This is a genomic window from Psychrobacter sp. 16-MNA-CIBAN-0192 (assembly GCF_040309565.1).
GTDB lineage: Bacteria > Pseudomonadota > Gammaproteobacteria > Pseudomonadales > Moraxellaceae > Psychrobacter.
This window is the reverse complement of record NZ_JBEOOX010000006.1, coordinates 57,848-76,218: the sequence shown is the minus strand read 5'-3', so window position 1 is coordinate 76,218 and position 18,371 is coordinate 57,848. Positions and strand designations below refer to the sequence as shown.

At 43.0% G+C, this 18,371-nt stretch carries 14 protein-coding genes; 9 read left to right on the top strand and 5 right to left on the bottom strand.

Annotation, left to right across the window (positions count from 1 at the left end):
• Positions 1–66: 66 nt before the first annotated feature.
• From AAEY78_RS07215 to AAEY78_RS07200, 4 genes are all read left to right on the top strand, one after another.
• Entirely contained in the window at positions 67–1,848 is a 1,782-nt protein-coding gene (locus AAEY78_RS07215) for an L-lactate permease (RefSeq protein ID WP_352338538.1), read from the top strand.
• A gap of 155 nt (positions 1,849–2,003) precedes the next feature.
• Positions 2,004–3,212 (top strand): alpha-hydroxy acid oxidase, encoded by a 1,209-nt coding sequence (locus AAEY78_RS07210; RefSeq protein ID WP_352338537.1) that lies wholly within the window; start codon positions 2,004–2,006, stop codon positions 3,210–3,212.
• Positions 3,213–3,275: 63 nt separating this feature from the next.
• Entirely contained in the window at positions 3,276–4,166 is an 891-nt protein-coding gene (locus tag AAEY78_RS07205) for a rhomboid family intramembrane serine protease (RefSeq protein WP_352338536.1), read from the top strand.
• A 50-nt stretch (positions 4,167–4,216) separates the two neighbouring features.
• A complete protein-coding gene (locus AAEY78_RS07200) occupies positions 4,217–5,023 on the top strand; it encodes a MipA/OmpV family protein (RefSeq protein ID WP_352338534.1) in 807 nt (268 codons plus the stop codon).
• Between the two features lie 62 nt (positions 5,024–5,085).
• Here the strand turns inward: AAEY78_RS07200 and AAEY78_RS07195 are convergent, their stop codons facing one another.
• Together AAEY78_RS07195 and fumC are read right to left on the bottom strand one after the other, a co-directional pair.
• Positions 5,086–5,718 carry a hypothetical protein gene (locus tag AAEY78_RS07195; protein ID WP_352338532.1) on the bottom strand — a complete coding sequence of 211 codons (633 nt, stop codon included), beginning with the start codon at positions 5,716–5,718 and terminating at the stop codon, positions 5,086–5,088.
• Positions 5,719–5,908: 190 nt separating this feature from the next.
• Positions 5,909–7,312, bottom strand: a complete 1,404-nt coding sequence (fumC, locus tag AAEY78_RS07190; protein ID WP_352338530.1) for a class II fumarate hydratase — start codon at positions 7,310–7,312, stop codon at positions 5,909–5,911.
• 242 nt (positions 7,313–7,554) lie between these two features.
• Between fumC and AAEY78_RS07185 the strand changes: the two genes are divergently transcribed.
• Together AAEY78_RS07185 and AAEY78_RS07180 are read left to right on the top strand one after the other, a co-directional pair.
• Positions 7,555–8,247 carry a 5-formyltetrahydrofolate cyclo-ligase gene (locus AAEY78_RS07185; RefSeq protein ID WP_352338528.1) on the top strand — a complete coding sequence of 231 codons (693 nt, stop codon included), beginning with the start codon at positions 7,555–7,557 and terminating at the stop codon, positions 8,245–8,247.
• A complete protein-coding gene (locus AAEY78_RS07180; RefSeq protein ID WP_352338526.1) occupies positions 8,247–8,480 on the top strand; it encodes a hypothetical protein in 234 nt (77 codons plus the stop codon). The genes AAEY78_RS07185 and AAEY78_RS07180 overlap by 1 nt, the downstream gene beginning before the upstream one ends.
• A 93-nt stretch (positions 8,481–8,573) precedes the next feature.
• On the opposite strand, the gene AAEY78_RS07175 is transcribed toward AAEY78_RS07180, so the two are convergent.
• Entirely contained in the window at positions 8,574–9,935 is a 1,362-nt protein-coding gene (locus AAEY78_RS07175; protein ID WP_352338524.1) for a Na+/H+ antiporter family protein, read from the bottom strand.
• Positions 9,936–10,231: 296 nt separating this feature from the next.
• Between AAEY78_RS07175 and lon the strand changes: the two genes are divergently transcribed.
• Both lon and AAEY78_RS07165 read left to right on the top strand, forming a co-directional pair.
• The gene (lon, locus tag AAEY78_RS07170; RefSeq protein ID WP_352338522.1) at positions 10,232–12,760 is read left to right on the top strand and encodes an endopeptidase La; all 2,529 of its coding nucleotides are present in this window, start codon (positions 10,232–10,234) and stop codon (positions 12,758–12,760) included.
• Between the two features lie 138 nt (positions 12,761–12,898).
• Positions 12,899–14,002: an META domain-containing protein gene (locus tag AAEY78_RS07165; protein WP_352338521.1), complete on the top strand. Its 1,104-nt coding sequence runs from the start codon at positions 12,899–12,901 to the stop codon at positions 14,000–14,002.
• A gap of 98 nt (positions 14,003–14,100) precedes the next feature.
• Here AAEY78_RS07165 and AAEY78_RS07160 read toward each other — a convergent pair whose 3' ends face one another.
• A complete protein-coding gene (locus AAEY78_RS07160) occupies positions 14,101–14,535 on the bottom strand; it encodes a hypothetical protein (protein WP_352338519.1) in 435 nt (144 codons plus the stop codon).
• A gap of 275 nt (positions 14,536–14,810) precedes the next feature.
• Between AAEY78_RS07160 and AAEY78_RS07155 the strand changes: the two genes are divergently transcribed.
• Positions 14,811–15,368: a superoxide dismutase family protein gene (locus AAEY78_RS07155; RefSeq protein WP_352338517.1), complete on the top strand. Its 558-nt coding sequence runs from the start codon at positions 14,811–14,813 to the stop codon at positions 15,366–15,368.
• 99 nt (positions 15,369–15,467) lie between these two features.
• Here the strand turns inward: AAEY78_RS07155 and topA are convergent, their stop codons facing one another.
• Positions 15,468–18,131, bottom strand: coding sequence for a type I DNA topoisomerase (gene topA / locus AAEY78_RS07150; protein ID WP_352338515.1), 2,664 nt, complete (start codon positions 18,129–18,131; stop codon positions 15,468–15,470).
• Positions 18,132–18,371: the final 240 nt, after the last annotated feature.

The window sequence follows — 18,371 nt, the reverse complement described above, 5'->3', positions numbered from 1 at the left end:
ACAAAAAATGCTTTACGATTTAACTGTTCCTCTTTAAATGACATTTATTAACAAGGATTGTAAATAATGTATACTTTTTTGGCCTTAGCGCCCATTTTAGTCGTTCTGGTACTGTTGGTCATCATGCGGCTACCAGCAAAATATTCAATGAGTGCTGCCTATGTAGTGACGGCATTGTTAGCATTATTTGTCTGGCAAGCCAGCGGCGCGCAAGTCGCAGCAGCCACAGTAAACGGTATTATCGTTGCTTTAACGCTATTATTTATTGTTTTTGCCGCGATTTTATTGCTCAACACCCTAAAAGAAGGTGGTGCGATTGTCGCTATCCGTAAAGGATTTATGGATATCTCCCCCGATAGGCGGATTCAAGCGATTATTGTGGCGTGGTTATTTTGTTCTATGGTTGAAGGTTCGTCAGGATTTGGAACGCCTTCTGCTATCGGTGCGCCTTTGTTATTGGCATTGGGATTCCCAGCCATGGCATGCGTGATGGCAGTACTGATTATCCAATCAACACCAGTATCCTTCGGCGCAGTAGGTACGCCCGTATTACTTGGCGTTTGGACGGGTATTAGTGATAAACAAGACATCACTCAAGCCATTGCGCCTCTAACGGCAGAAAATTATCTGCTACAAATCACCGGTAATATTGGTCTAATTCATGCCCTCGTTGGCTTCCTAATTCCGCTGATTCTAAGTGGTTTCTTAACTCGATTCTTTGGTGCAAAACGCTCCTTTGTTGAAGGGCTAAAAGTTTGGCCGTTTGCGATTTTTGCGGGTCTAAGCTTTACCATTCCATACTTTTTAGTGGCTAAATATTTGGGTCCTGAATTCCCGTCATTGGTTGGTGGTTTTATTGGACTGATGATTGTATTACCAGCGGCAAAACGTGGTTTTTTAATGCCAAAAGAAATCTTTGATTTTCCACCACGCGCCAGCTGGGATAAAGATTGGCTAGGTACGCTTACTGAAGAAAAGTTTGATGATACTGTTGCACCAAAATTCTCATTAGTTCGAGCATTCTCACCTTATTTGATTGTGATCGGTCTACTAATCTTGACTCGCGTCATTGCCCCGCTAAAAGCCTTTTTAACGGGTAATTTAACCACAGTGGAGTTTAGCAATTTGTTTGGGACGACTATCTCAAGTAAGGTACAGCTTGCCTATTCTCCGGGTACGATTCTGATTATTACCTCGTTAATTTGTATTTTATTATTTAAAATGAATGGTCGCGCAGTAAAGCGCAGTTGGACCAATTCTGCCAGAACGATGGTTGCCGCTGCACCTGCTCTGCTGTTTTCTGTGCCGATGGTACAAGTATTTATCAACTCAGGCTCAGCTGCGGAAGTGGCTAATAGTTTGCCTGCAATGCCTATTCTGCTTGCTGAAAGTGCAGCCGACGCCTTCCAAAATGCATGGCCATTGGTGTCCCCTTGGATTGGGGCGATGGGCGCATTTATCGCGGGCTCTAACACCGTTAGTAATATGATGTTCTCTTACTTCCAGTGGTCAACAGCAAACCAAATTGGCTTCGATAGCAACCTTGCCGCGCAAGTGGTCGCCTTACAAGCAGTGGGCGGTGCCGCTGGTAATATGATTGCGGTGCACAACGTGGTTGCAGCCTGTGCGGTGGTTGGCATGATGGACAAAGAAGGCTATGTCATTCGCAAAACCTTGCTAGCAATGACCTACTATGTCATTCAAGCAGGATTGATTGGCATGGGAATTATTTTTGGACAAATGTGGTGGTGGATTTTGGCAGTGATTTGGCCAATCGCGTTTTTTGGAATTATGGCACTCACTAGTAAAAAAACACCGCCTTCACTGGTAAATAAAGCTGATGTTTAAACTAGAAAGTTAAACCACAAAGATAAGTCATGTAAACGAATCAACCGTAACTCATCAATCGTATTTAAGCTGACGCTATCGTATCCTTGATACTGGCGTCAGCTTTCTAGTTAGTTTGCTAGAAAGCTACTAAGAAAGTTACTAAGGGAAATTTCATGAAAGATTTGAGCAAAATTACCGAAATTGAAGACCTACGCCGTGTGGCACAGCGCAAAATTCCGCGTATGTTTTATGATTATGTCGATTCAGGATCATGGACGCAGACCACGTACCGTAATAACGAAACAGACTTTGACCGCATTAAGCTGCGCCAACGGGTACTGGTCAATATGGAAGGGCGTTCACTTGCTACAGATATGCTTGGCTCGCCAGTAAAAATGCCCGTTGCTATAGCGCCAACAGGTTTTACTGGGATGATGTGGGCGGATGGTGAAATTCATGCAGCACGTGCGGCTGAAAAGTTCGGTGTGCCGTTTTCATTATCGACGATGAGTATTTGCTCTATTGAAGATGTGGCAGAGAATACCAGTGCACCGTTTTGGTTTCAACTTTATGTGATGCGTGATCAAGAATTTATGGCAAATCTTATCCGCCGTGCTAAAGCCGCCAATTGCTCAGCATTAATCTTAACCGCTGACTTACAAGTGTTAGGGCAACGTCATAAAGACATTAAAAATGGTCTATCCGCGCCACCAAAACCTACCCTTGCTAACATATTAAACTTGATGACCAAGCCTGAATGGTGCATGAATATGCTTGGTACTAAACGCCGTACTTTTGGCAATATCGTCGGTCATGCTAAAAATGTTGAAGACCTATCATCGTTATCCGCATGGACGGCTGAGCAATTTGACCCCGGACTAAGCTGGGATGATGTGGCACGCATTAAAGATATGTGGGGCGGGAAACTTATTATCAAAGGCATCATGGAGCCTGAAGACGCCGTGTTAGCAGCGCGTAGTGGCGCAGATGCCTTGGTCGTCTCTAACCACGGTGGTCGTCAGTTAGATGGTGCGCCCTCGTCTATTGCAGCATTGAGCGATATCGTACAAGCGGTGCGCGCTGAGAACAGTCAGATTGAGATTTGGCTTGATAGTGGTATTCGCTCTGGTCAAGATGTGCTTAAAGCCATGGCATTGGGTGCCAACGGTACGATGATTGGGCGCGCATTTTTATACGGTCTTGGCGCTTATGGCGAAGATGGCGTGCGCCGTGCCCTTGAGCTGATTTACAATGAATGCGATATTACCATGGCGTTTTGTGGTCATACGGACATCAACCAAGTGCGCGATAATATTTTGGTTAAAGGTACGTATGAATACCTTAAAACAGCGCTGCCTTATGTCGCGCCAATGCGCTGGTAGCTTTCTTTATGGTAGTCATACCCTTTATACTCTACCCATCATTTTTAATGAAAACCCAGCTTTATGACGATTCAACAGCTTTTTAAAACTGCCCCAGTCACGACCCTATTATTGGTCTGCTTTATTGGCTTATATATCTTACAAGTATTGTCTGGTATGGATGCCAATAATCCATCGACAGAAGCGCTGCTCAAATGGGGCGCAAATGCACTGCCCTTTACTATGGGTTTTGAGCCTTGGCGCTTGGTAAGTAGTGCATTTTTGCACATTGGTTTGATGCATTTATTATTTAATTGCTTTGCCATGTACTTTTTTGGTCAAATTGCAGAGCCCATGTTTGGCTCCAGTAAATTTTTGGCGCTGTTTTTACTGGCTGCTATTGGCGGCAACTTATTAAACAACCATATAATGTGGCAAGCTATTTTAGAAGATAACAGACTACTCGGCATATTAGATGGTAGCATCCTTCCTGATATTTCAGCGGGTGCATCTGGCGGCATTATGGGTATCGGGGCGGCGCTATTGATCGCGGCACTGTTTAAAATATCCGTCAACGGTATGGTGCTCAATCTTAGAAGCTTAGTGCTGATAATGGGTATTAATTTAGTTTATGGCTTTGCAGTGCCGGGAATTGATAATGCTGGACATATTGGCGGTGCAGTAACGGGTTTGGTCATTGCCTTGGCTATCGGTATTGTCCATCGTCAGCGCATGAGTGCTCAGCAAGCGTCTATATCGCCCTATCAAACGGATTATATTCAATATTCAGCTGATGGCAATATTAACACTCAGCCGTCTTTTGATAGGCAAAATAATCCTCATTTGACGCCGAAGCCTGCTATGATTTGGCAACTGCTGCCATGGCTTGTGATGCTGGTTATCTCAATTGGTTTTTTTCTGTGGTGGCAAGACATTCATATTCAAATATTACGCGCGTTAGCAGCTGGACAATAATACTCCGTCATTCCCTCCAATTCCCCTCTACCCCTTTATGAGACCCAATTATGTCTACTACCTCAAAAGTATCAACATTTAATACGCGCATTTTGCTAAGTGCCGTAACAGTAATGGCATTATTGAGCACCGCTGGCATGGCAAATGCGGCACCTTTTAAAAACCTACCTGCTGACCAAGATGCAGAGTTAAGCGTTGGTGCCAACGTTGTCATTACCAACTCAGCTTATGATGTCGATGGCAGCGACGTGCGCGTGTTGCCAAGCGTGTTTTATGATAATAATAAATTCTACGCGCGCGGTGCTCAAGCGGGCGCTTACCTCATTAATGATGGCACCAATCAGCTGTCTGCCTACGCTCAACTTGCGGGTAATGAGTTCGATCCAGAGGATGCCAATGGCGCCCTATCAGGTCTTGATAAACGTAAAGCGTCGGCTGCTGCTGGTGTCACGTATCTGCATCGTACGCCAATTGGTGGCTTCCGTGGGCAATTTGCCACTGATATCTTAGGGCGTAATGATGGTAATTTAGCGCGCTTAACCTACCTTGCCAAATTCACCAAAGATAAATTAACCGTCTATCCAAGCGTGGGCGTTGAATGGCATGACGAAAGCTATAACGATTATTATTATGGTGTGAGCAATACAGAATCAGCACGTACAGGCGTTGCAGCCTATAGCCCAAGCCAAAGCTTTAATCCTTACGTAAGCGTTAGTGCCAACTATGATATTAATGATAAATGGGCAGGATTTGCCAGCCAAACCTTAGACTATCTCTCAAATGAGCAACATGATAGCCCAATGGTGGATTCGCGCATTGATTCAAATACGGTGGTTGGGTTGCTGTATAAATTTTAAAAAACTTTAGAGATTTAATATAAAAAGCTGGGCGTCTTGCTTGGCTTTTTTATTATACCTATTCAATTATTTAGTTTATTCAAAGCTAATTGAACTAATGCACATATGGAATAATAATTCATAACACTAGGAGCTCTGTTCGCAGGGTGCCAATAGTCAATATAAAGAATATCTTCAGACAAATAACTCCTATCAGAAATTTTTTCGTATGACATTTTTTGTTTTATTAAAGACCAAGTATTTCCACATATAACTATTTCAGGTTTGATATCCCTAATTTGTTTATGTATTAAATGCCAGTCTTCATCTACATACGCTGATAAGTTTGTACTACTCGATGCACTTTTTCCACTGCTTTTCTTTAGATTAATAATAGCTGACGACAACAAAGCCTTTTCAACATCTACTCCATCTCCCTTATAAGGAGCAATTTCATAATTTTTCATTATATTATGTACACCGTATGCCCATTGCGCCATAGGTTTGAGCGTTCTACCAGAAACCTTTTTACGGCAAATAAGTTTCGTTAAATCCCATGATCCCTCTACTCTCTTTGAGTCATATGCTTCTTTAAGTAAAAAGAGTACTTTGACCTCAGATTTCAGCCAAAAATCTTCATCAATAATGCCATCTGTTATAAATAATTTACCCTTATGTAAATCCGAGTTTTTCCAATCTTCAAAATATTCTTTCACATTTACTCTCCTTATAATTAAATATTTCAATAAAGTTCAATAAATATAAAGTATATTCTAGCGCAATAGGAGCAGATTGATTGCCTAAAGTTATACTTCAGGCAATCTCTATTTAAACTTTAAGCCATACAAAAAAGACCTTGCCACATTACATGACAAGGTCTTTTTTTACTTAAGATAATAGTCTAAATTAAGAAGGATGCACCATATCTTCAGGCGTTACCCACTCATCAAACTGAGCTTCGGTCAATAGCTCCAATTCAACCGCAACTTGCTTCAGCGTTTTGTCTTCTTTATAAGCCGTTTTGGCAATTTTCGCCGCATTTTCATAACCAACATGACGGTTTAATGCAGTCACGAGCATCAATGAGTTATGTAGGAAGTAATCAATTTTGTCTTTTACTGGCTCGATACCAACCGCACAATTTTCATTAAAGCTATTGCACGCATCGCCCAACAGTTTAATAGATTGGAGTAAGTTATAAGCGATAACCGGTTTAAAGACGTTTAACTCAAAGTTACCAGACGCGCCAGCCATATTGATGGTGGTATCGTTACCCATCACTTGCGCAACCACCATAGTCATGGCTTCTGACTGGGTTGGGTTCACTTTACCCGGCATGATAGACGAGCCTGGTTCATTTTCAGGAATGGTAATCTCGCCAATACCGCAGCGTGGACCTGATGATAACCAGCGAATGTCGTTAGCGATTTTATTTAAGCTGCCCGCTAATGTTTTTAATGCGCCAGAAGCAAATACTTCAGCATCACGAGCGGCAAGCGCTTCAAACTTATTCGGTGAGGTTACAAATGGCAGACCCGTTAGCGTGGCTAATTGCTCAGCCGCTTTTACCGCATAATCAGGATGCGCATTAAGACCCGTACCAACCGCAGTGCCGCCAAGTGGCAACTCATACAACCCTTGTAATGCATTATCAATACGCACCAATGAATGATCAAGCTGGCTGACATAACCGCTAAACTCTTGACCTAAAGTCAAAGGCGTGGCATCTTGCAAATGGGTACGACCGATTTTAACGATACTATCAAATTCTTTTGCTTTACTATCTAAAGTAGCGCGCAAGGCATTGATAGCAGGAATCAGTAAGCTATTAATTTGACGTGCAGCAGCGACACGAATGGCGGTTGGGAAGCTGTCATTGGTTGATTGTGCATGATTTACATGGTCATTTGGATGAATTGGCTGATAGCTACCACGTGCATTGCCAGCAATTTCATTAGCACGATTTGCCAATACTTCGTTCATATTCATGTTTGACTGGGTGCCAGAACCGGTCTGCCATACGACTAATGGAAATTGGTCCGTTAAGCCACCGTTAATAACTTCATCAGCCGCTTGGATGATCAAGTCGCGTTTGTCAGTATCAATACGCTCAAGGCTGGCGTTGGTAATCGCAGCGGCTTTTTTGACCATTGCCATCGCTTCAATCATTGGACGCGGCAGAGTTTCGCCACCAATCTTAAAGTTTTCGCGGCTACGCTGAGTTTGCGCGCCCCAATAGGCATCTACTGGAACTTCCACATTGCCCATGGTATCTTTTTCGGTACGAGTTGCCTGATTCTGTGTCGACATAACTGTCCTCTTTGATGATTGATTGCGAGAAAAAAGAGCCTAAAGCGTGGCTCATCTGACTAACGGTGCGTGTCATTTACAATATAATAGCACGACTTATCACAAATATCTCAAGGACGAATCAAGGTTGTGATGACGTATTTACAAATATAATAATAGAATCTTTCTCACTAATGACCTTTATTCATAGTAAAAAACGAATTTATTAAAATTATGGCTTACATTAAAAAGGTCACCAAAACATGATAACCACTCTTAGCACTTGTGATATTGCTAATGCCGATATCGCTAATATTAATATCTTACCTTGTGAGGATAAAAAGGCTCAGTCGCAATCCGTTATCAGCAATCCACCCAGACGCCATTTTACCCGCCAGCGCCGAGCGTTGACTGCTAATCAACGCCAACACTTTGCCCGTGCTGCCAGTTTGCATCTCAGTAAGCTACAACATCGCTTGCCTGCCCATGCGCGTATTGGCTTATATTATGATGGTTTTGGCGAGCTACCAACTCAGCCGCTATTAGACTGGTGTCAGCGTCTTAACTATCGACCGTACTTGCCTGTCGTAGGCTCGCTCAGTCAGCATGATAAACGCTTGCGGTTTGTACCGACTTATCAGAATAAATTACTGAATATTCCCACTCGTATTCACAACTTGGGTATGAAGCAAAACCATCACCGCAGATTGCTGTGGGCAGCGGAGTTAGACGTTATTATCTGTCCACTTACCGCCATTGATAAACACGGCAACCGTATGGGTATGGGCGGCGGCTTTTATGATAGAACGCTGGGCAAGAGCTATCGTTCTGGCAATAAAAAACCGCTTAAAATCGGCTGGTGTTACGATTTTCAAGTGGTGGAACAACTGGCAAGGCATCCGTGGGATGTACCGCTTGATGGATTGATTACGCCCAGTGGCTTGAGGTGGTTTTGATGAGTAATACAAAAAGGCAAGATATGAAATCTAGCGCCGAATATGTTGAGCAGCATTTGCAAACGTTAGAGAAAACCGATATCACAGAAATGCTGTATTACAGTCAAGAACAGGCTTTTAGCCCTGAGGAATTGGCAAAAGTGGTTAATGAACAACGCTTAATTGAACTATTGGCGCAAAGTGATGCATTTTTGAGCAGCGTCAATGCTGCCATTGAAGACTTTGATAAATAATTTATAGAATAAAAAGGTGAGTATAGATATAAGCTATACTCGCCTTTTACAGCAATTTGAAATTCTATCTTAGCGTTTAAAGCACTTATTTTATTAAAGCACCATTGCCGCAATCCAACCAAATATTAATAACGGAATGTTGTAATGGAGAAAGGTTGGTATCACACTGTCCTTAATATGGTCATGCTGCCCGTCGACGTTTAGACCAGAAGTCGGTCCCAACGTAGAATCAGAGGCAGGCGAACCGGCATCGCCAAGCGCGCCAGCCGTACCGACAATCGCAACCGTAGCCAATGGCGAAAAGCCGAGCGAAATACACAGCGGCACATAAATCGCTGCCAAAATGGGAATGGTCGAGAATGATGAGCCGATGCCCATTGTCACAATTAAACCCAGTAACAGCATAACAAAGGCTGCCATCGCTTTATTACCGCCAAAAACAGCCGTCGCCCCATCCACTAAGGGTTGAATTTGGTCGGTTGCTTTCATGACTTCAGCGAAACCTTGCGCAGTAATCATAATAAAACCAATCATCGCCATCAGCTTGATACCGTCATTAAAGACCGTATCGGCGTCACGCCACTTAACCACGCCCGTTGCCATAAACACACCAAAGCCAAACATCGAGCCGAGCAATAATGAGTCGGTATACATCTGCACGACAAAGGCAATTACAATCGCCGCAATGGCAACCAATGTTTTGCGCTTAGTTTGCGCTTGGGCGCGAGCGGCAGTTTTACTTAACGCATCGTTCTCCAACGCCTCATCATGTGCCGCTTTATCCATTGCCAACTGCGCATAATGACGTGGCTTGCGATAACTGATAAATATCGCAGTTAATAGTCCGACCACCATCCCTAACGCCGGAATTGCCATAGCTTTAGTGACAGAGATATTACTGACATCAATGCCCGCTTCGCCGACATTTTTTAGCATGATTTGGTTGAGATAAATATCGCCAAACCCATAAGGGATGAACATATACGTGGTCACCAACCCAAAGGTAATCAAACACGCAATCAGCCGTCTATCAATATGCATCCGGTTAAATGCCAATAACAATGGCGGTACAAGTAGCGGAATAAAGGCAATATGAATCGGGATTAAATTTTGGCTAAAGCAGCTCATCATCACCAAACCAGCAAACAGCATATACTTAATCATGCCGCCTGTACCGCCCGCATCAATACGCTTAATCACTGCCCCTGCCAACGACTGTGGCAAGCCTGAATGCGCAATCGCGACGGCAAATGCCCCAAGTAACGCATAAGACAGCGCAATCTGTGCACCATTTTTGATACCATCTTGAAAGGCAGTCAACGTATCCGTCAAGCCCATGCCTGCTATTAAACCGCCAGCAATTGCCCCAATCAGTAAGCTGAGTACCACGTGTACCCGCGCCAGTGACAGCCCTAGCATGATGACGACTGCCAGTAGCACCGCATTGATGGTCATATTTTTCCCTTTTTACTCTGTGATTTATTACTTAGTGTTAACCCGTTTTCTAACTTTGCGGTCTTAAACACGCGTGCTAATTGTTGAGAATAGTGTTGCCCATGATAAAGACGCGCCAGTTTACCTGATTTTTACCTCAAAACCTACGCGCACAACCTAACAAACAGGCAGTCAATCGCCAATATTTTTAACCCTGTTGAATGACGAGCCTTGCAATTTTTATCAGGGGCACCATTTATTTAAACATGAGCTACCAACTTGACTTTGCAAGTCTGGTTAATAAGGAACTAGAAAATATGACTGACTATAATATTGATAAAGACAACATTGACATCAACACTGACGTTGAGACAGAAAATGAATCAACAGTCGAAGAAAATGATACTTTGACCACAGAGAGCGATAAACCTGAAACCTATTTGCCGTTACTGGCGCTACGTGATGTTGTCGTTTATCCGCATATGCAAATTGCATTATTCGTTGGTCGTGCGCCATCGGTGAAAGCGGTTGAATTGGCACAAGCCGAATATGGCGATAAAGTACTGGTTGTGGCGCAAAAAGATTCGCTTACTGAAGATATTGACCAAGACAACTTATATCAATACGGCACCGTTTGCCGCATCGTAAGCACCATGCCGCATGATAGCGATGAGAACTGTATTAAAGTGCTTATCGAAGGTCAATACCGCGCGCGCGTCGATGCGCTAGAAGACCATGATGACGTGTTGATGGCAAAGTTTGAGCGTGCTGACCTTGATGTCGCAATGGATAACAGCCAGCAAAAAAACACCATTAAAGCGTTAACTGGCTTATTTGAAAGTTATGCCGATGCCCGTTTGCGTAATGCGCGCGAGTTAACGCGAGTTGCGAAGCGTATCGACGACTTGCTTGAGTTGGTGTATTTTATCTCAACCCGCGTATCAATGGATTTGGACGTTAAACAGTCATTTTTAGAAAAAGATGATCTCAAAGCGCATATCAACACCTTGACCGAATATTTGGTCAAACAAAGCGCTGAGCAAAATATTGAGCAAGACATTCAAGACGCGGTTCGTCAGCAGATGGAAGACAATCAGCGCGAATACTTCTTAAATGAGAAGATGAAAGCCATTAAAAATGAGCTGTCAGATATGAATGACGGCGCATTTGATAGTGATGACGATATTAGTGAGCTGGAACAACGCTTAGATGAAGCGGACTTGCCAGAAGATGTGCGCAAAAAAGCTGAACAAGAAATGAAAAAGCTCAAGATGATGCCGCCTGCGTCCTCTGAGTCGTCAGTCGTGCGCACTTATATTGAGTGGATTTTAGACACGCCGTGGAATGCAACGACCAAAGTTTCTATCAATTTAGATAAAGCCAAAACCATCTTGGATGAAGACCATTATGGCTTGCAGGATGTGAAAGACCGCATCTTAGAATACTTAGCCGTACAATCACGCGTCAAAAAACTCCGTGGTCCTATTCTTTGTCTTGTTGGTCCTCCAGGTGTGGGTAAAACGTCATTAGGCGAATCTATTGCGCGCGCGACAGGTCGTAAGTTTATCCGTATGGCGCTGGGCGGCGTGCGTGATGAAGCCGAAATTCGTGGTCATCGCCGTACATATATCGGTGCGATGCCGGGTAAAATCGTGCAATCACTATCTAAAGCCGAAGTCAAAAACCCGCTATTTTTGTTAGATGAAATTGATAAAATGGCGCAAGACTTCCGTGGTGATCCGGCATCAGCCTTATTAGAAGTACTTGACCCGTCACAAAATCATAGCTTTAACGACCATTATCTAGATATGGATTTGGACTTATCGCAAGTTATGTTTATCTGTACTGCCAACAGTATGGACATTCCGGCTGCCCTACTTGACCGTATGGAAGTCATTCGCTTGCCAGGCTATACCGAAGATGAAAAAGTGAGTATCGCCAAAAAATATCTCGTGCCAAAAGCCATTAAGAATAATGGTCTAAAAGAAGGCGAGATTGAGATTGTTGAAGCAGCATTGCACAGCATTGTGCGCAGTTACACGCGTGAAGCTGGCGTGCGTAATCTCGAACGTGAAGTCAATAAAATCTGCCGTAAAGTGGTTCGCGGCGCGGTTGAGACCAATGGCGCGCGTGCACCGAAAAAAGACGAGCGTAAGCTCATCGTGGTTGACGATACTAATATTGATGACTATCTTGGTGTCCATCAATACGACTATGGTCTAGCTGAAGAAGAGCCAGAGATTGGTCGTATTACTGGTCTTGCTTGGACGCAAGTTGGCGGCGAGCTACTTACCATTGAAGCCGTTGCCATGAAAGGTAAAGGCGAGCTTATCTTTACTGGCTCGTTAGGTGACGTGATGAAAGAATCCATTCGCGCTGCAATGAGTGTGGTTCGAGCGCGTGGTGATAGCTTAGGCATCGACTACGAAACCTTTAAAACCACCGATGTTCATGTCCATATGCCAGAAGGTGCCACACCTAAAGACGGTCCATCGGCAGGTGGCGCGCTAACGACAGCACTGGTTTCGGCATTAACTGGTATTGCTATCCGTCCAGATATTGCCATGACTGGAGAGATTACCTTACGTGGTAAAATCCTGCGCATTGGCGGTCTTAAAGAAAAGCTACTTGCGGCACATCGCGGCGGTATCAAGCACGTGTTGATTCCAGATACCAATGAACGCGATTTAGCCGATATCCCTGATAACGTCAAAGAAGGCTTGACCATTCAACCTGTTGCGACAATTGATGAAATCTTAAAAGTGGCATTGGTCAGTATGCCAAAACCGCTTAAACCTGCCAAAGTGACGGTCGATAAAACCAAAGGTCAAGCGCTGCATAATTAATTAAATGATTGTTATAGTTAGCATTATAAAAGCCGCTTATCACTATGATAGGCGGCTTTTTTTTGGTAATAATAAGCAACAATCTTATTAAAATATCATGCTATATTTTAGACAAATGTTTATTTGGTAATAACTATAATGTTAGACCATTCAGCTCTATACGTATGTTCAGTTGTATCGTTTTCAATAGGTCTAATAGGCTGTCAATCCACTTCTGTTGCAAAGGCTCAGCTGACCGCTGCCATCATCAATACAACCCCTATTCAAAATAACTCTAAAATTACAGATGAGACGACAGTAAAAAAATCGCAAGTTATGCAATGGTCAGCTCATTATGACTGGCAATTAACACAAGTGATCAATCAAAACGGTGACACTATCAATATCGCAGATTTTGTGCCGATTACTTTACAAGTAGAACCCAGTTCCATTAGCCTTTACCAAAGCTGTGATCAGTATAGGATGGATTTTCATTCGATGTCCGCGCCACCTTACCCTTATTATTCTCACCTTGGTAAAGTTCCAACGACTTGTAACGATGACAATAACCCTAACAATAATACTGCCATTAAAGATGTTAACAACATCCAAACTTTAATTGCCAAAAACATTCCTATTAGACTTAATTTTGAGTTATTGCCAATCTTAAAAACAATGCCTATTGATACGCAATCCGCTCCTAAACGCTTGGCGCTTAATATAGAAGATGGCAATCGCTTAATCTTTACCGGTTTAGCAAAGTCACTATCGGCTCCTACCGGATTAGCCATTACTAACGAGCTATTGGAACAGTACGATTGGCAACTGGTCAGCGCCGTTAACAACTACCGTGATGATAAAGGTCAATTAATTAGAAAACCTTTGGGCAACTTTTATCATCCTGATCACCCTATTTCAGCGAGCTTTGAGAGTTGGCCTGACAGTCACTATGCATCTTTTAGCTCGGGTTGTAATGGCTCTCGTGCGCCTTATTTCTTACTAAGCGATAATAGCTTTAAAGTTGGCATCATCGTCAGTACCGTAATGGGCTGCGGCGAAACAGGCAATCGCATTGAGACCGCTCTATTTAAGTTAATGCAGGATAGTAGCAGTAATCTCACGTTAAACTTACAAGCCAAAAAGCTAGAATCAAAAAAACTGGAATCAAAAAACCAAACCGAGTTTCCACGTTACAACCTATTGCAAACGATGGAATCAGGCGAAACCTTAATTTGGCAAAATGAAGAAAAACCACAGCGTTAGTTCAAATTTAAAACGCAAAAAAGCCGAGCAATAAATGCTTGGCTTTTTTATTCATATTGACTGTGCTTTAACTATCCATAAATCTTATGAAAAAAATCTTACTTAATCGTGACCGTCAGATAATACGGCTTGGGCGTATTGCTGTCACGCGCTTGATTGCGTGGCTGTAGCACTCGAATGGTATGCTTACCCGTTTTATCAAGGGTGACTGTTTGCGTGCTTAAATCTGGTAAATTGCTACTATACAATATAGGGTATAAATCATCGTTACCAATTAAAGTGGCGCTTACCTTCTGCCCTTTTTTAGCGTAAAAGTAGTATTCGCAGTAACTGCTACCCTTCACTGCACCGGCACGATTAATGTCATAGCGACCTTTATCCATACGCAATTCTTTCATACCGCAGTCAGCACTATATTCAATATTTGCTGCTTTCGTTGCTGTCTGCGTTGCCGCTTGCACGGTGACAGTTCCAGCCCCTAACATGCCGAACACCAATGCAGTAGAACCTGCTAATTTAAACAAGTATTTCATGATCACTCCCAATTATTATTAACTTAGTTATTATTAAATATTGTTGTTATAAAAAATCTATTTTGCCGTACTACTACCATATTTACCATTTCATTTCGTTAGCTCATCTTAATCTTCTGTGATTGCCATGAGTCTTTATGTTAGCGGCAGCTTACATATAGTAACGCTTTGTTGCGCTACTAATGGATATCTAAACTGCGTGCTTCGCTATACTAATTAAGATCTAGGAAGAAATGATAAATGTCTGATACTCTTAAATATAAATGGAGATAATAATGAATAAATTGATGCTTGCAAGTGCTCTATTATGTGGTTCTGCTTTAGCAGTAACAGGTTGCCAAAGTACAAATGGACAAATAAAAACAGATAATCAAAGCGGTCAGCCAGTCCTAAAATCGACCCTTAAAACCACTGATGCCAAAAAAACGGAGGTCGGTCAAATGTTTTTGCGCCCTGTTGATGGCGGGGTACAAGTCTATGGTAAATTGATGAATTTGACGCCCGGTCAGACCGTTGCTCTGCATATTCATGAAACCGGAAGCTGCGATATGATGGGCAAAGGCGCAGGAGGTCACTTTAATCCTGATAATAAGCCGCACGCGCACCCTGATAATATGAATGGTCATGCTGGTGACTTACCGAATCTAACGGCAAATAGTGAGGGTATTGCTACCATTAACTATGTGAATAAAAAAATCTCAGCTGCTGACACTGGTAAATATAGCGTCAACCGTTTGGCATTTATCGTGCATGGCGGTGCAGATGATTATATGAGCCAGCCAGCGGGTGCATCAGGTGACCGTATTGCTTGCGGTATCATTGAAAAGATTTAATAGATTCTCTCTTTAAAAATATTTATGATATAAAAAAACCTCTTAGACGCTAAGAGGTTTTTTATTGAGTGCTTATTATGGATTAAGCGATGGATAAGATTACTCTTCTACCCATTCGCCATTACGCCAGTATACGCCCCAACGCGTGGCTTTACCGTTTTTCTCTGAGCCAATATATTGCTCTTTTTTCTTGCGTGACCAACGCAGAATAGTTGGGTTACCTTCTGGATCTTCATCAGGTCCTGCAAATAAATACTGGAACTTCTCTTCCATTTTATCTTTAATCTCCCGCAGCTCGGCAAGCTTAGGTGGACGCGTCTCACGAATCTTTGGAAATTTAGAAGCGGCTAAGAACATACCCGCTGCACCTTCACGTAAAATAAAATAGTCTTCGTGCTTAACTGATTTTAATTCTGGAAGATGAATTGGATCCATTCGCGGTGGTGCCGCTTCACCCGTTTTGAGCACTTTACGGGTATTGTCACACTGCTGACACGCAAAATAAGGACCAAAACGTCCGGTCTTTAGCTCCATTTGCCCATCGCACTTATTGCAATCGATGGTGGGAGAATCCGAACCCGGTACTTCAAACTTGCCTTCTTCTAACACATAACCGTCACAATCTGGATTGTTACCACAAACATGCAGTTTTAACCCGCCATCAACGATATAGCCATTCATTGCCGTGCTACATTTCGGACAGCGTTTTTTCTCCATCAAATCTTTGACTTCAGCGGTTTCATCCTCGCCTTCTGGGTCATCAAGATTGGCAAAAGCTTCAACTGGCATGAGGTTTTTCGTGCCTTTACAGCGCTCTTTTGGTGGCAAGTTATAGCCAGTACAGCCTAAGAATACCCCTGTTGAACCCGTACGTAACTGCATCGGACGATCACACAAGTCGCAATGGACATCTGGTACATCGGTTGGGTCATTTGGGCGCATGCCGTCTTTGTCTTTCGCGCGCTCAAGCTTGACCTTAAAGTCATCATAGAAATTATCTAAGACATCTTTCCAGTCTTGTTCGCCTTCCGCCACGTGATCGAGCTTGTCTTCTAACGCAGCAGTAAAGGTATAATCCATTAAATCCGGAAAACTTGCCGTCAATCTATCCGTGACGATATCACCCATTTTTTCAGCAAACAGACGCTTGTTTTCAAGCTTTACATAGCCGCGATCTTGAATGGTTGAGATAATAGACGCATACGTCGAGGGACGACCAATACCTTTTTTCTCAAGCTCTTTGACCAAACTTGCTTCGGTAAAGCGCGGTGCAGGCTTGGTAAAATGCTGACTGGGATCAAGCTTATCTAAAATCAGCTCGTCGCCTTTTTTGACATCAGGCAGTAAAGTATCGTCCATTTTGGCAGGCGATAGCACTCTAGTATAGCCATCAAAAACCATCGTACGACCGCGTGCTTTTAGCTCAACGTCATCTGCTGCTACAAATAAATTCACTGATAGATATTTCGCTGGAGTCATCTGACAAGCCACAAACTGACGCCAGATTAACTCATACAAACGACTGGCATCACGCTCAACACTGGTTAGCTGAGTCGACTTCACATTGACATCAGAGGGACGAATCGCTTCATGTGCCTCTTGTGCACCTTGTTTATTGCCATAAAAATTAGGCTTTTCAGGTATATATTTTGCACCGTAATTGTCTTCTACATATCCACGCACGGCATTGAGCGCATCGCCTGATAGGAAAGTCGAGTCGGTACGCATATAAGTAATATGACCAGCTTCATACAGACGCTGCGCCAAAATCATGGTCTTTTTCACTGAAAAACCCAAACGCGTACTGGCGGCTTGTTGCAATGTCGAAGTAATAAAGGGCGCGCTTGGTTTTGATTGCGTCGGTTTTTCTTCACGTTCTTTGACAATATAACTTGCAGTATTTAGTACTTCTAATACTTTATCGGTCTGTTCTTTATTCACCAACTTCAACGGTTTGCCATCTTGTTTGGTGGCTTCTAGCCGGATGGGCGTTTGCTCTGCGCCTTTTTTATCCGTGGCGATATGAGTATCTGCAAAAATCTGCCAGTATTCTTCAGGAATAAAGGCGCGAATTTCATGTTCACGCTCAACGACCAAACGCATCGCTACCGACTGCACACGACCTGCGGAGAGTCCACGAGCAACTTTTTGCCATAATAGTGGCGATACCATAAAGCCAACCACACGGTCTAAAAAGCGCCGCGCTTGCTGAGCATTGACGCGGTCGATATCAAGCTTTGAGGGTTGTTTAAAGGCATTTTGAATGGCAGTTTTGGTAATCTCATTAAATACCACGCGCTCATATTTGCTATCAGCACCGCCAATCACTTCTTTCAAATGCCAAGCGATGGCTTCCCCTTCTCTGTCCATATCCGTTGCCAGATAGATTTTATCGGCGTCTTTAGCAAGCGCCTTTAACTCTTTAATCACTTTGGTTTTGTTTGGCAACACTTCATAAGTGGCAGCCCACCCATGTTCAGGGTCTACGCCCATACGTCGTACCAGCGCTTGCTGCGTCTTCTCTTCTTTAGTTAAGCTCTCATCTTTTTTAGTGGGTGCTTTTTTAGCGCCTTTACTGGCACCTACTGGCAAGTCGCGCACATGCCCAATACTTGAGCGCACGATAAAATCATTGCCCAAATATTTATTAATTGTTTTTGCTTTAGCCGGTGATTCAACAATCACCAATGATTTGCCTTTGGCGCTATTGTCAGCCGAATCAGCTGTAGATGCTGCTTTTTTTGTACTTGTGGTTTTTGCCATGTGAGACGACACCAAAATAAATGAGTTAAAATAAATGAATTAAATTAAAGGTAATAAAAAGGAGCAGCTCACCCTGTATTTTGTGCTTATTAAATTATTATCAGGGTCGCGGCTTTTAAAATTTGACTATAAAAATAGGTTAAAGCATAACTAAAAATGGTCAATGAGCGATAAACTTGTTAAGACGTTACACTGCTAAGAGTTGAGATGTCAACCGTAAATAAAAATAGCGGGCAATAA

Excerpts from the sequence above, each read along its gene's own strand:
- AAEY78_RS07215 (WP_352338538.1), top strand. The coding sequence starts at position 67 with ATGTATACTTTTTTGGCCTTAGCGCCCATTTTAGTCGTTCTGGTACTG.
- AAEY78_RS07210 (WP_352338537.1), top strand. The coding sequence starts at position 2,004 with ATGAAAGATTTGAGCAAAATTACCGAAATTGAAGACCTACGCCGTGTG.
- AAEY78_RS07205 (WP_352338536.1), top strand. The coding sequence starts at position 3,276 with ATGACGATTCAACAGCTTTTTAAAACTGCCCCAGTCACGACCCTATTA.
- AAEY78_RS07200 (WP_352338534.1), top strand. The coding sequence starts at position 4,217 with ATGTCTACTACCTCAAAAGTATCAACATTTAATACGCGCATTTTGCTA.
- fumC (WP_352338530.1), bottom strand. The coding sequence starts at position 7,312 with ATGTCGACACAGAATCAGGCAACTCGTACCGAAAAAGATACCATGGGC.
- AAEY78_RS07185 (WP_352338528.1), top strand. The coding sequence starts at position 7,555 with ATGATAACCACTCTTAGCACTTGTGATATTGCTAATGCCGATATCGCT.
- AAEY78_RS07180 (WP_352338526.1), top strand. The coding sequence starts at position 8,247 with ATGAGTAATACAAAAAGGCAAGATATGAAATCTAGCGCCGAATATGTT.
- AAEY78_RS07175 (WP_352338524.1), bottom strand. The coding sequence starts at position 9,935 with ATGACCATCAATGCGGTGCTACTGGCAGTCGTCATCATGCTAGGGCTG.
- lon (WP_352338522.1), top strand. The coding sequence starts at position 10,232 with ATGACTGACTATAATATTGATAAAGACAACATTGACATCAACACTGAC.
- AAEY78_RS07165 (WP_352338521.1), top strand. The coding sequence starts at position 12,899 with ATGTTAGACCATTCAGCTCTATACGTATGTTCAGTTGTATCGTTTTCA.
- AAEY78_RS07160 (WP_352338519.1), bottom strand. The coding sequence starts at position 14,535 with ATGAAATACTTGTTTAAATTAGCAGGTTCTACTGCATTGGTGTTCGGC.
- AAEY78_RS07155 (WP_352338517.1), top strand. The coding sequence starts at position 14,811 with ATGAATAAATTGATGCTTGCAAGTGCTCTATTATGTGGTTCTGCTTTA.
- topA (WP_352338515.1), bottom strand. The coding sequence starts at position 18,131 with ATGGCAAAAACCACAAGTACAAAAAAAGCAGCATCTACAGCTGATTCG.